Origin of the sequence: Cytobacillus pseudoceanisediminis, from assembly GCF_023516215.1 — a bacterium.
Classification (GTDB): domain Bacteria; phylum Bacillota; class Bacilli; order Bacillales; family Cytobacillaceae; genus Cytobacillus; species Cytobacillus pseudoceanisediminis.
In genome coordinates this window covers 4,213,774-4,227,026 of record NZ_CP097349.1, presented here as the reverse complement: position 1 = coordinate 4,227,026, position 13,253 = coordinate 4,213,774, and the positions used below count along the sequence as shown (strand labels likewise).

Sequence of the window (13,253 nt, the reverse complement as noted above, 5' to 3'; positions counted from 1 at the left end):
AAAAGAGGAAACACAATAACTGTATTCACAATCATTGTATCTCCACACCATTATTTAAAATTTTGATTCTGGATCGTAGAACTCATCAACGTTATCCTTGGTAACCTGAGTAGCTTCTTTCACGACCATTGCTTCTGCCGGGTCTTTCCCTTTTGCAATGTCTGCTGCAATTTGTATCGCATCTTCAACCATTGTTGGAGAGTACAAAAATGTTGCTGAAATCAGCCCATCTGCTTGAATGTCTTCAAATACAGCCTTTCCGCCTCCAGCACCAGTAATAAATTGAATATCTTTACGCCCGGCTTCTTTAATGGCTTGCAATACACCAAGAGCCATTCCATCGTCCTGTGTAAAAACAGCATCGATTTGAGGATGCGCCTGTAAGATATTTTGCATAACTTCCAATGATTTTTCAGTTGAGAAATCCCCGCTTTGTGAAGCGATAACCTCAATGTCGGAACTTTCCATTGCTTCTTTAAAGCCTGCTCCGCGCTGTTCTGTCACGGAACTTGGCGGTCCAGTTATTTCAACTACTTTTCCTTTTCCATTCAGCTTTTCTACAAAGTATTTACCGGCATTTACACCAATACCTTCGTTATCGCCTTTTACAACCACAGTAGCTGCATCGTTTTCCAGTTCACGGTCCACAATCACTAAAGGAATGCCTGCCTCTTTAATTTTTTGTCCAACTGGAGAAAGTGCAGCAGACTCAATTGGGAGCATTACGATAACATCCACATCTTGAGCAATTAGATCATTCACGTCATTTGCCTGCTTATTGGGATCAGCAGCATTAGTCATAACGTATTCAATGCCATCACTTTCTTTCAATGCCTTTGCTTCCTTTTCAGCACTGTCAATTAAAGCTCCCATCCAGCCATGTGTAGAGGATGGTAATGAAATACCAATTTTTAATGTATCATCCTCTTCTTCACCTTTGGAACTTCCTGCCTCACTGCTGCACGCAGCCAAACTAAACATTGTGACTAAAGACAAAATCAAGACTAGAAATCTCTTCAAACCATCCACCCCTTTGTTAAATTAGAAAAGCGCTCCCTGAATGCATTGTAATCGATTACATTTACATCTAAGGTCAGCGGTCTACTATTAAACTAGTGGATTCTGTTAATAGCAGAGCGCTGATCTTAGCTGTATTATCTTGATGTGGACTCCCGTATCACTAAATCATGGTCTAATATGATACTTTCAACTTCTATCCCTTTAATCTTATCAATCAGCATTTTCGCTGCTACGGTACCCATCTTATGCATCGGTTGTGCGATGGTGGTGAGAGTGGGATTTGTCATATTTGAAAAATCTATTTTGTCAAAACCGACTACCGCCATATCGCTGGGAACGTGCAATCCAGAGGCATTTATTTCTTTTAGGGCCCCGATGGCTAAAAGGTCAGATACTGCAAATACCGCAGTTGGCCGTTCTTCTAAGTTTAAGATCTTTTTCATTGCCTGCTGCCCATTTTCAAATCCTAAATGCTGGGTAGGGATGATGTATTCAGGTTTTAACGCAATTCCATTCTCTTCTAACGCCCGATTGTAGCCCATTTTACGCTGCCGGGCATATAGATATTTTTCATCCGAATTAATTAGAGCAATTTTTTTATGGCCTATTTGAACCAGATGCTTGACTGCCCGGTAAGAAGCTTCTTCATTATCGATGGTTACATAGGGAATGCCACTGCCTTCTTCATACTCACTGCATTGAATAATCGCGTAATTTTCTGCAAGTTTTTTCAGTGTTTTTCCATTGACAGCAGGGTCCATCGAAATAATTCCATCTGCCATCTTTTTACGAACTAAATCAAAGTAAATATTCTCTCTCTCCGGATCCGAATCAGTCTCGCACAAGAGAATATTATAATTTTGGCTAATCGCAACCTGTTCAATTCCTTTAATAATTTCTAAATAAAACGGGTTCGAAATGGTTGGAATTAAAATTAACAGGAGCCGGCTTTCAGAATTTCTGAGATTTCTCCCTAACATACTAGGTTCATAATTTAACTTTTTAATTGCCTCTTCGACTTTCATTCTTGTTTTTCCGGATACGGTTTTTCGTCCGTTTAGCACTCTTGATACTGTTGCAACTGAAACACCCGCTTGTTTAGCGACCTGTTGAATGTTTGCCATATTAATGTCCTACCTTCTACATAGTACATAGTTCCTTGAAATCGATTACATTTTTATAGTAATTTGTTCCGAATTATCTGTCAATAAGTATTTTTCGTCAAAATAAAACAGTTGATTTACTTGAAAAACTTTTATATGTTAAAAATGTAATGGATTACATTTTTAACTATTCCGAAAACAAATTGTGAGGAGTGTCCTTTAAAATGAAATTAGGGGTTTTTACCGTATTATTTTCCGATAAAAGTCTTGAAGACATGTTAAGCTATGTATCTTCCAAAGGCATTGAAGCCATTGAAATAGGTACAGGCGGATATCCTGGCGATGCTCACTGTAAAGTGGATGATTTATTAAATGATGACAGTGGATTGCAAAACTTCAAACAAAGGATTGACGATTATGGATTAATTATTAGCGCTTTCAGCTGCCATGCCAATCCACTTCATCCACAGAAGAAAACCGCTGACCCTGCTGACGAACTGCTTACAAAAACGATTCGTCTGGCATCCAAACTAGGAGTTCCTGTCGTAAATACTTTTTCCGGCTGCCCCGGCGATCATGAAAATGCCCTTTATCCAAATTGGCCCGTAACTCCTTGGCCCCATGACTTCCAAGAGGTTTTAAAATGGCAGTGGGAAGAAAAATTAATTCCTTATTGGAAAGAAAAAAATGATTTTGCACAGGCGCATAATGTGAAAATTGGCTTAGAACTGCATGGGGGATTCTCCGTTCATACACCAGCTACCATGCTCCGGTTAAGAGAAGCTTGCGGGCCTGCCCTTGGTGCTAACCTTGACCCTAGCCATCTATGGTGGCAAGGTATTGACCCGATTGAAGCCATTAAGATCCTAGGAAGGGAAAATGCCATCCATCATTTTCATGCGAAAGATATCACTTTTGACCAGCCCAACATGAACAAAAATGGTCTTACAGACATGACAGACTATTCCCAAATGCGTGACCGCTCATGGTATTTTAGATCAGTCGGATTTGGACACGATCAAAAAGAATGGGCAGATATAATTAGTACACTCCGGCTTTATGGATATGATTATGTAGTAAGCATCGAACATGAAGACGGATTAATGTCGATTGATGAAGGATTTACAAAAGCAGTGGAAAACCTAAAGCCAATCATAGTAAAGGAATCTGCTGGTCAAATGTGGTGGGCGTAGTTATAAGAGAACATTTTTATTAAGTATACGCTGGATGCAAATAGTAATTGGCTTCCACAAGTGCTTTGTATATATTTTCCCGCTAAAAAGGACAGAGAAATTCGATTCATGCTGTCCTTCTTAAGGACTTTACGGTCTTCTCCACTTGGAAAATATGTCCTGATTTCTGCCAATCGAGTCTGTGTCTCTTCACTGGTAATCATACGAAACCCATGTCCATTGAAGGAGTAAAATCTGCAGTTATGTTCAGTAAAAATAGGAATCTTACGGCTTATTTACAGAAAATCTCAGGGGCTGATTAATATAAAAATATATGTTAATCAGCTGCTTTTTATAAGGATCCTTATTTATAATAGTTAACCAACTGTTTATGACAGGATAAATATCCATATAAGCTTCATAAACGGTCCGATTCATTCAGGAATTCCTTCCGATATTCACTCGGGGAACAGTTTTTCTGGCTTCGAAACACTTTATAAAAATTGGAAGGACTTTGAAACCCCACCTCATAGCAAATCTCCAGATTTGTCAGCGAAGTGCTTTTAAGGAGGTGGGCGGCTTTATCGATACGAATCTTTTCTAAATAAGCACGCGGAGTTTCAGAGGTTTCCTGTTTAAATAAGCGCTCAAGATAAAAGGGACTTAAACCGATTTGATCCGCTATGTCTTTTAATGCCAGATTTTGTTTGTAGTGATTGACCAGGAATGTAATAATATCTCTGACTAGGGCAATATGCGGCGATTGCTCCACTTCTGGCTGGCATCTTTTGCAGGGGCGGTAACCCGATTCTTCCGCTACATTCTTTTCTGCGTAAAATGCTACATTTATTTTTTGGGTTTTCTCGATCTGCAGGAAGGGCGGCAATATATCTTCGTTGTTTTGACTGCTGTATAAAATAAGCCATCATATTTGCGATCACAAGCAATGATTTTCTCCCACATCTCTTCAAATGACAGATTGATATTCGCCGCCATTAACTCCACTTCCTTCCTGCGCTTCTGCTAGTTATTATACAAGATGGCAGTATCCCTAGACTCTGCCAGTTCACGTGCATTCTTTTCTATATATGCAATCACTTTATCAGACAGGGCATTTCCAAAGCTAAAACGCCTCACACCTAATTCTTCTAGCTTATTACAATTGGTCAGTCCCGGTAAAGATAAGACATTGAGCGGGGCACTGACATTCTTCGTGATGGCTTTAATCTCCTCTTCTTCTATTAAACCCGGTACAAAAACTCCGCTGGCACCGCTCTCCACATATGCTTTTGCCCGTTCTATCGTTTCTGGAAGCGGATTTTGTTTCTGTAAATACGTATCGGTTCTGGCGTTAATATAAAAATCCTTATAGCCATTGTTTTCTAACGCGGCTCTTATCCTTTCTAAAAGGCTGCAATGCCAGGAAATCTCCTTTAATCCTTTCTGCTTTTTGAAGGAATCCTCAATATTGATGCCGGCCACCCCTGCATCTGCTGTCATTATGACATGCTCAATTATTGTTGGGATATCTTCCCCGTAGCCCGCTTCAATATCAGCAGAAACAGGAATTTTCACATTTTCCGCTATGGTTTTGATAATCGCTAAGTGTCTATCAAAATCAATTAATTCTCCGTCTGCATATCCCAGTGAATCAGCAATCCCCCAGCTGGTCGTACCAATTGCTTTAAATCCTGCTTTTTCAAGTGTTAAGGCGGAAAGCAAATCCCAGGCGTTTCCCAGGAATAAAAGTTCATTTGAAAAATGCAGCTCATTAAATTTCTGTATTTTTTTCATTATTATCTCCTCCTAAAGTTGTTGGACTCATTTTAACAAGGAACGATATTCATTTCGTCCTCATTCTTGCTCTTATGGTCTGGCTTCAAGAGGACAAAAAAGTGAATGTTGATTGTGTTTCACATTCGGCGCGGGGATCCTTCTGGTTTTTCGAGTAGCAAAAAAAGACCACCTTAAATGGCTTTGGCCAATCAAGATGGTCATAATTTTAATTTACAATACAGAAAAAACTATATAATCAGTCATTAATCTAAGCAATAAACTCTTTAATATTTCATTACTTTACTGCAATTAATAATTCAAATAATGGATTTGAAAACATATTTAAGGATATAAAAGGGAAGAACCAACCATGTTTGGCGATTCTTAAAATGAAGTATTTAGGGAAATATCAGTTCAAGGAATTTAATATCGTTTTTTCACGTATAACCATTCCCGCCAGGTGAACTTTAACCTCCTATTTACAGTAGTATATATTACTTAAATTCTACACTATTAATCAACCATAGCCATAAAGTATTCATCGTCCTCATCAATCTTTCTTATAAATTCCTCTAATGAATCAGCTATTTTTATCCCAAAGAAATAAACAGGAGTATAATTAGAAGTGTTTAAGTCAAGCGTTAAATATACCCCCTCGTTTTTTTCAAAAAACACTAATTTATCTTCCTCTTCATATATATTTTCTAAATCTGGATCAAACTCGTAAATATCTTCTCTAAGCGTTATATCAGCTATAGTGTCTGGATCCATAATTCTATTTATCGCATTACCATTGATTCCTTTTATAAAGCCATAGCCAACTTCTAAGTAAAAATTTCTAAGTTCATTGGGTAACGTAAACCAAGTCTCTCTTCTGCATTTAACAGTTCACTTTCTTGTAGTTTAATAAATTTATGCTTACCATTTTTCACAAAATCAAATTTAGCCATTAAAACTACCTCCTTGGAAATAATTTATTTGATGGAGACCCTTTACCATGAATCCCTGCCTGATGTTCATCAGGAAATTTAGCAGGATGTATATTCCACCATTCGTGAGGACCACCAAAATTATTTTCTATTATATGGTGAGCATCATAGGGTTGACCTATATCCCTTGCTAACCTCCCTTTTTTATCATAAATTTCCTCAGTATACCTTGGCCATGTTTGCCCCGTGTTCACTTCCCATTCATCAATCAATTTATTTTTTACACCATTGAATTTACTTCTGTGTTTTATAGTTTCCAATGGGGTCATCTTTTCATATTTATTATCCCTTAAAGCATCCTTTAATTTTTCAATTTGTCTTTTATGAAGTTTCAATCCTGTTTTCGACTCAACATCTCTAATATAATTTTTAGCTAAATCATAATCAATTTTTACGGTATCCTTCGTACCCTTGCCCCCATACACTTTCTCCGTCACAGTCTTTATCTGCGTCAAAGGGTCATGAAGAACATTATAAGGCACCGGGCGCTGAACCAGTCCTCCCGCCAAGGCAGGTCTCTGAATCGGCGTGTAAATCGGAAGTGCCTTCTCTCCTTTACCAGCCTGGCGAACCGTCTTGGCAACGGTTCCAGCTTTCCCAATCCCCTTATCCCCCAGAATGCCAATTCCAAGGGAAGTCAGACCATAGGTAAAGAAGGCTGTCCGGCTTTTGACATCTCCACTTATGACATCCCGCTCCCAGGCGCTGGTGACAGCGGACCATATATATTTCGGCATATCCAGAGCCTGGCTCACTTTTCCTATAGGGTCATTTAAAATGCCTAAGTAAAATTCCTGGTGCTTCCTTTGGTTTTCTAATAGCTGGTCACGGTTAAACAGCAATTCACTGCCCAAAAACAGCGGACTGAACGGTCCCATAATGGTTCTGCCTAGTTCATAGGTCGACTTCAGCCCATCCCATGTATCACCTACAGCTTTGGATGCCCCCTCAATGGCTCCTTCAGCTATATCCTGAAGAACACTTTGCCCGATTTCTGGATTGGGATTCGATATTTCCTCGTGGAAATCCTTCCAGTTTAGAGATTTAGGCTGATATTGGGCCAGAGATAAGCTGCTGCTTTGGAACATGCCCGCTATTTTTTGAATGTACTGGTTCATGAGGTTTAGATCATGCAGGATAGGGTCCAGTGCAGCCGTTTCCCGATGGTCAAAATCCTCCAATTTTTGAACTGTTTCGCGGCTTGAGTCCTCAGCGCTCTTTGTTGCCTGGATAAAGCGGCCAACCTCCAGCCGCGGAAGCGCAACAATATCGCTTACGGACTTCATGATCTCATTCGCTTCCTCTGTCAGCTCAGCAGTGATCTGAAGAGTGTTTCTAAGCCCTTGTTGGAGTTCATGCTCCAGAAATTCCTGGCGGATAAAGCCTGAAGGGGAGGGTTCAAGATTACCCAATGAACCTATGAAACTTTTTAAATAGGATCGATACTCGTCAATCCAGGATTCAAGGAATTGCAAAAATGGTTGGTGGCATTCCTGATAAAAAGCCCGTATTGCCTGGCCGCCCTGTCCTTTGAACGCATCTTCAAGAGACACCAGTTCCTGGATGGATACCTGAACTTGACTTACCTGATCTTTAAGGATGGATAATTGATTGCTGGTTTCGTGGATTCCTGCAAGCAAGGAATCTACTTCAAGAACTTTCAATAAATTCCATTTTCTTCTATTTTTATCTTAAAGGACTCGGGCAATTAGTTGAATAGGAATTTTGGCATGAAATAGTGTAAAAGTATCCTAGAGTTTGATCCATGTTTTTTGGATTCCCCAAGCACCTGAAATGAAAAGAGACAGGCTTTTGCTAAGCATGTCTCTTTTTTATGAGGAAACTAGAAAAATAATGACAATATCAATGTCCAAATACAAACAAACACCAGCAATCCAAAGCTATATTTCAATGTCATTTTCGTCAAATCGGCTTCTTTTCCTGTCTCGCCAACAGCTGCTGTGGCAATGGCGATGGACTGAGGAGAGATGAGCTTTGCCATCACGCCTCCAGCCGTATTGGCAGAGAGTAATAAGGATGAGTTGGTTCCGATCACATGACCGGCAGTCGCCTGGATGGGCGCAAATAGAGTATTATTGTTCACGACAGATCCTGTCATGAACACCCCAATCCAGCCTAAAACGGGTGATAACAGTGGAAATATAGTTCCAGTGGTTGCAACGGCTTCACCCAAAGTGACGGTCATTCCTCCGTACGTCATGAGCTTTGAAATCCCGATAATGGCACAAATCATGATAATCGGAATCCAAAACTCTGAAACTGTCTTTTTGAGAAGCTTGAATCCTTCACCTATACTGATGCCTTGAGTCGTTGCAATTGTCGTTAGGCCTGCCAGTAAGATTGCTGTTCCAGTAGCACCTATTAAACTGATGCTGACACTAAGAGAAGATCCGGGTATATCGAAGTTAATGACTGTGAACTTCAGCAGGCCCCTTCAGCAAAAAGACCTTTAAAAGCCGGGAAACTCCATATTAAAATAAATAGGGTCAATAGATAAAATGGTGACCATGCTTTAACAATTTTACCTAAGGAATGCTGTTCAAATCGACACTCTTTCCCATTGAGCAAAAAGATATTTTTTGGTTTCCACTTTTTCAGAAATAACGCTAATACACCCATTGCTAATAAGGAAGGAATAATATCAGCAAGCTCCGGGCCTATAAATATCGTGATGATTGCTTGTGCCAAAGTGTAAACCCCAGCTGTGATCAGGATAGCCGGGAATACTTCCTTAATTCCTTTAAACCCGTCAATGAGCCATATTAATAAAAAGGGAATGGTAAAGTTAATAATCGGCAGTGTCAGAGCTGTCATGATCGACACATCCATGGAAGTAACCCCTGGAATCCCAAACGTATCGACAATGCCGACCGGTATTCCAATCGCACCAAAGGCGCCTGAAGCACCGTTTGCGATGAGACAGAGCATGGCTGCCTGTAAAGGCTTGAAGCCCAGTGACACTAACAGCACGGCACAAATGGCAATCGGTACGCCGAAGCCGGCAGCTCCTTCGAGAAAGGCATTAAAGCAAAATCCGATCAGAAGAAATTGAATGCGCTGGTCCTGGGAAATTCCTGCGATGCTTCCGCGCAAAATATCAAACTTGCCTGATGCCACCGAAATTTTATATAGCCATACAGCCATGACAATAATCCAGCCAATTGGCCAAATTCCTGATGCAGCACCTTGAATAACACTTCCTGCCGCTTCTCCGAATGGCAATTTAAAGATGATAAGAGCGATGAAAAAAGTGACAGCTAAGTTTACTAGTGCTGCATGAATACCCTTCATTTTCAATACCGTCAAGCAAATCAGAAATAACAGAATCGGTATAGCTGCCACCAGGGAGGAAATAGCCAGGTTATGAAAAGGATTGAACGTTTCCACTAACATATGATCTGCCCCTTTGGATCTAAGATGTCAACTCGTCATAATGCTGAATTTTGGATGTCTTTTAAGGTTTGAACAGATCTAGCAAACTTCCTTTTTTCATCCTCTGTCAATGACAGCTCAACAATATTTTTCACACCGTTTCTTGTGATAAGTGACGGAATCCCGACAAACACATCACTGTGGCCATATTCTCCTTCTAACAATGCTCCAACCGGCAATACCACATTCTCATTTCGTAAGATGGCTTTTGTTATTCTGACCAGCCCCATCGCAATTCCATAGTAGGTTGCACCTTTTGCGTTAATAATTTCATATGCAGCATCCCGGACTTGGACAGCAATTTCTTCTTTTCTTTCTTCTGTTAATCTCTCAGCTACCGGGGTTCCGGCAATATTGGCAAAGCTCCATACCGGGAATTGGGAGTCGCCATGTTCACCGATAATATACCCATGGACACTTACGGCTGCCGTATCAAATTCTTTCCCTAATAAATAGCGGAATCTGGCAGAGTCCAGGATGGTTCCAGACCCGATGACTCTTTCTTTAGGCAAGCCAGAGAATTTCCAGGTTGCATAAGATAAGATATCGACTGGATTTGCTGCAACTAAGAAAATCCCATTAAATCCAGAATCCATAATGCTCTCTACAATGGATTTGAAGATCTTAACGTTTTTATTCACGAGATCCAGCCGTGTTTCTCCCGGTTTTTGCGCTGCCCCTGCACAGATCACCACAAGAGCGGCATCCTTACAGTCCTTATAAGAACCATATCTAATCGTCATAGCCGTTGGAGCATAGGCAATGCCGTGGTTTAAATCCATGACATCTCCTTTTGCTTTCTCCTCATTTACATCAATAATGATTAACTCATCACATAAGCCCTGATTTAATAAGGCATAAGCATAACTTGATCCAACAGCGCCATTTCCTACTAATACAATTTTGTTTCCTAATGTTAAATTCATAATAAGTTCCTCCAATAATTAATTGTGAAATATTTCACATGAGATCATAAAAAAATATTCTATTGATTTCATCTTATTTAGGTGATTAAATCTATGTGAATTAATTCACATATTAAACTAAAAAAATATCGATATAGTTATTTGTGAAATGCTTCACATTTAAAATATATCAGTGCTTTTGTTTTTGCGCAAGTCTTTCCTCAAACTTTTTTAAACAATTAAGGAGTGGATAAGAAGTGCCAGCCCCCTGTAAGCTGCAGCATAGCGGGGAGCTGGCACTGATCATTATTGCACTAATACTTTTTTCCGTGCTTCATCCTGAATGGGATTTGTGCCATTCTCCACACCCAGCTCATTTAGCCATTTGCGATAGGCAATAGTAAGGGCGTCTGACTTAAGATGCAGCTCTGCCTGTAAGTCAAGCGGCAGAAGCTCTGGTTTTTGACTTTGGACGATATCTAAATCCTGATAAAAAATCGTATCCTGAAATTCAATAAAAGGCTCATCCGGCATGTCCAGATCATAGTTTCTGGTCAACAGCATAAATGCCTTGGCCTGCTCATGATCCTCTTGATTGACAGCTAGCAGAATCGTCAGCTCATCATCCGATCCTTCCGTTGTTTTTGTAAAACGGGCGGTAGTTGGATTAAGGATTTCATACACATAGTCAGCATACCCGCCTTTGGAGCGTCCGTCAGGGTTCGGCTGATAGACCGGGATTTTACTAGTAATTAAGCGATTATCAACAAATTCAACTTTATAATCGACAACCTCCGCATGATCCTCATCTCCAAGCAGGCCTTCATGTACAAACATAAGATGCGAAACATCCAGGAAATTTTCAATAATTCTTGGGGCATTTGCTTTTACCTCATAGGGGCCGCAAATTGCAGTCCGGTACCCCTCCATGCTATATTCAGGAAAGGAAACAAGCGGCGCCGGATCTTCCCCTAAGTTAACCCAGATCAGCCCCAGATACTCCTCACAATGGTAAACGGTTGCTCTTGCTTTACTTGGAATGGCTCTGCCGCTCGGCAGGGCAGGAATCTTCTCACAGGCACCTGTACAATCGTATTCCCAGGCATGATAAGCGCAGACCAGATTTCCGTTCTTCACCTTTCCAAGGGAAAGGGCTGCCCCCCGGTGGATACAAAGATCCTTAAATGCGTGAACCCCTTTTTCATTGCGGAAAATGACGACACGCTCCCCAAGGACAAATACCTGTTTGGGATCCTCCAGTAATTCCTCTGCTTTGCATACTGGATGCCATTCATTCCATAATCGATCTTGCTGCATAGCGACACTTCCCTTCGCGACTTTAATTGACATGTACTGTTACTTCATTTGTTTTTACACTATCTTCAAGCTTTTGCGGCAGAACCAGATTTAGAACCAGCGCTGTAATCGCTCCGATGGCTGTACCTGATGAGACAAAATAGGTTGCAATGTCAGGCAGCCCTTTTAACACATCAGCAGGCATTAGCACGGCAAACAGGGCAAGCATAATCGGCACACCGATCACAAGCATATTCCGTTCTGTAAAGGCCACTTCCTTAATCACTTTGAATCCATTCATCATGATGACTACGCATAAAATGGCAAACACACTGTTGATGACAACCCCGGGAATGCATGCTATTAAATTCATCAGCTTTGGCATCATGCCCAGGATAATCATAATCACACCGCCTGCGATAATTGGCCTGCGGCTTTTCACTCCTGTGATGGCAATGATGCCGGCATTGGATGAGTAGCCTGTTACCGGTGTTCCCCCAAAGAAGGAACCAATAAAACAGCCCAGCCCTTCTCCAAATGCCCCGCCATTTAAACGTTTATCATCCAGTTTTTCCCCTGTCACCTTACTAACCGTAAACCACGTCCCAGTTGTTTCGATTGGGACTTCTCGCCAATATACATGCAGAAAATCAGCACAGCCGCTGTCACAGCTGCAACGAATATATTTTCTCCAAAGTTTCCTGGTGCCGAGTAGATAGAATTGATCGCACTCGGCATTAATGAAAGCCCAACAACGACAATGACTGTCCCCGCTACAATCGGAGGGATGAATTTCCTGACGACCTTGCTGAATACTTTAAGCGGGTAGCCCAATAAGGCAACAAGCAAAGCTCCGGGGATCAAACTGCCAATCATCGCACCGATTCCAGAAGTTGTTCCGATGGCTGCCAGTGCACTAAGCGGTACAAAGGATGGCCCTTGCATGACTGGAAGCTTCATAGCAAATCCTGCTTGAATGATTGTGGCAATTCCGCAGGCAATAAAGGTCATTTGTATTAACAGAGCACTATCCGGAACGGAAAAGGACAATAATCCTGCTAGAATCATCGGCGGAATGAAAAGATCCATCGCCAATACTTGCTGCAGCCCCAGAAAAATGGATTGTCCAACTGAAACCTCTTTTCCCGTTTTACTGCTGTTTGTTTTTCGTTTTTCAGTCCTTGCATCCATCATTAGAACCCCCTGTTGGTGTTATGATATCCATATAATCACTGTTTCTTTAAACAGACCAATAGAAAAAGCCCAACGTATATGCTCTCTCCCAAATGTAAAAAAGCATATACCTCGAGCTTAAAAAATCGAAGTACGAAAAGAACAGACGAATTCCAAGTGAGTCTTTGTCCATCCTGTTCCTGCTTTTCATAGTCGGTTTATTTACGGTAAACGGGTAGAAACTTGTAGGCCATATCCCTACGATTATATGAAAAACACTATTTAATTTTTTGATTGAAATTATCTTACAATAACTTTCCTGTAAATGACAACAAGATTTTTTACAATACTTTTCTGCTAGACTGA

At 40.8% G+C, this 13,253-nt stretch carries 7 protein-coding genes, 4 pseudogenes and 1 riboswitch; of the genes and pseudogenes, 1 reads left to right on the top strand and 10 read right to left on the bottom strand.

Features of this window, described 5'->3' with window-relative positions; all coding sequences use genetic code 11:
* Nucleotides 1-54: 54 nt before the first annotated feature.
* Together M5V91_RS22810 and M5V91_RS22805 are read right to left on the bottom strand one after the other, a co-directional pair.
* The gene (locus M5V91_RS22810) at nt 55-1,029 is read right to left on the bottom strand and encodes a substrate-binding domain-containing protein (protein ID WP_284521507.1); all 975 of its coding nucleotides are present in this window, start codon (nt 1,027-1,029) and stop codon (nt 55-57) included.
* A gap of 125 nt (nt 1,030-1,154) precedes the next feature.
* On the bottom strand, nt 1,155-2,144 hold the full coding sequence (locus M5V91_RS22805) for a LacI family DNA-binding transcriptional regulator (protein ID WP_217026039.1): 990 nt from the start codon (nt 2,142-2,144) through the stop codon (nt 1,155-1,157).
* Nucleotides 2,145-2,347: 203 nt separating this feature from the next.
* Here M5V91_RS22805 and M5V91_RS22800 point away from each other — a divergent pair, with 203 nt between their 5' ends.
* A complete protein-coding gene (locus tag M5V91_RS22800; RefSeq protein ID WP_251174355.1) occupies nt 2,348-3,316 on the top strand; it encodes a sugar phosphate isomerase/epimerase family protein in 969 nt (322 codons plus the stop codon).
* Nucleotides 3,317-3,713: 397 nt separating this feature from the next.
* On the opposite strand, the pseudogene M5V91_RS22795 reads toward M5V91_RS22800, so the two are convergent.
* From M5V91_RS22795 to M5V91_RS22760, 8 genes and pseudogenes are all read right to left on the bottom strand, one after another.
* A pseudogene (locus M5V91_RS22795) lies at nt 3,714-4,291 on the bottom strand (bifunctional transcriptional activator/DNA repair enzyme AdaA).
* A 27-nt stretch (nt 4,292-4,318) separates the two neighbouring features.
* Nucleotides 4,319-5,089: an isocitrate lyase/PEP mutase family protein gene (locus tag M5V91_RS22790; protein ID WP_217026042.1), complete on the bottom strand. Its 771-nt coding sequence runs from the start codon at nt 5,087-5,089 to the stop codon at nt 4,319-4,321.
* 495 nt (nt 5,090-5,584) lie between these two features.
* A pseudogene (locus M5V91_RS22785) lies at nt 5,585-6,021 on the bottom strand (SMI1/KNR4 family protein).
* 5 nt (nt 6,022-6,026) lie between these two features.
* Nucleotides 6,027-7,724, bottom strand: coding sequence for a ribonuclease YeeF family protein (locus M5V91_RS22780; protein WP_284521506.1), 1,698 nt, complete (start codon nt 7,722-7,724; stop codon nt 6,027-6,029).
* A 179-nt stretch (nt 7,725-7,903) separates the two neighbouring features.
* Nucleotides 7,904-9,474 (bottom strand): annotated as a pseudogene (locus tag M5V91_RS22775) (L-lactate permease).
* Nucleotides 9,475-9,509: 35 nt separating this feature from the next.
* A complete protein-coding gene (locus M5V91_RS22770; RefSeq protein WP_019380492.1) occupies nt 9,510-10,439 on the bottom strand; it encodes an L-lactate dehydrogenase in 930 nt (309 codons plus the stop codon).
* A 285-nt stretch (nt 10,440-10,724) separates the two neighbouring features.
* The gene (locus M5V91_RS22765; RefSeq protein WP_019380491.1) at nt 10,725-11,735 is read right to left on the bottom strand and encodes an aromatic ring-hydroxylating dioxygenase subunit alpha; all 1,011 of its coding nucleotides are present in this window, start codon (nt 11,733-11,735) and stop codon (nt 10,725-10,727) included.
* Between the two features lie 22 nt (nt 11,736-11,757).
* A pseudogene (locus M5V91_RS22760) lies at nt 11,758-12,908 on the bottom strand (solute carrier family 23 protein).
* A 169-nt stretch (nt 12,909-13,077) separates the two neighbouring features.
* A riboswitch (purine riboswitch) is annotated at nt 13,078-13,179 on the bottom strand.
* Nucleotides 13,180-13,253: the final 74 nt, after the last annotated feature.

Coding starts and splice junctions, on each gene's coding strand:
- M5V91_RS22805 (WP_217026039.1), bottom strand. CDS start 2,144: ATGGCAAACATTCAACAGGTCGCTAAACAAGCGGGTGTTTCAGTTGCA.
- M5V91_RS22800 (WP_251174355.1), top strand. CDS start 2,348: ATGAAATTAGGGGTTTTTACCGTATTATTTTCCGATAAAAGTCTTGAA.
- M5V91_RS22790 (WP_217026042.1), bottom strand. CDS start 5,089: ATGAAAAAAATACAGAAATTTAATGAGCTGCATTTTTCAAATGAACTT.
- M5V91_RS22770 (WP_019380492.1), bottom strand. CDS start 10,439: ATGAATTTAACATTAGGAAACAAAATTGTATTAGTAGGAAATGGCGCT.
- M5V91_RS22765 (WP_019380491.1), bottom strand. CDS start 11,735: ATGCAGCAAGATCGATTATGGAATGAATGGCATCCAGTATGCAAAGCA.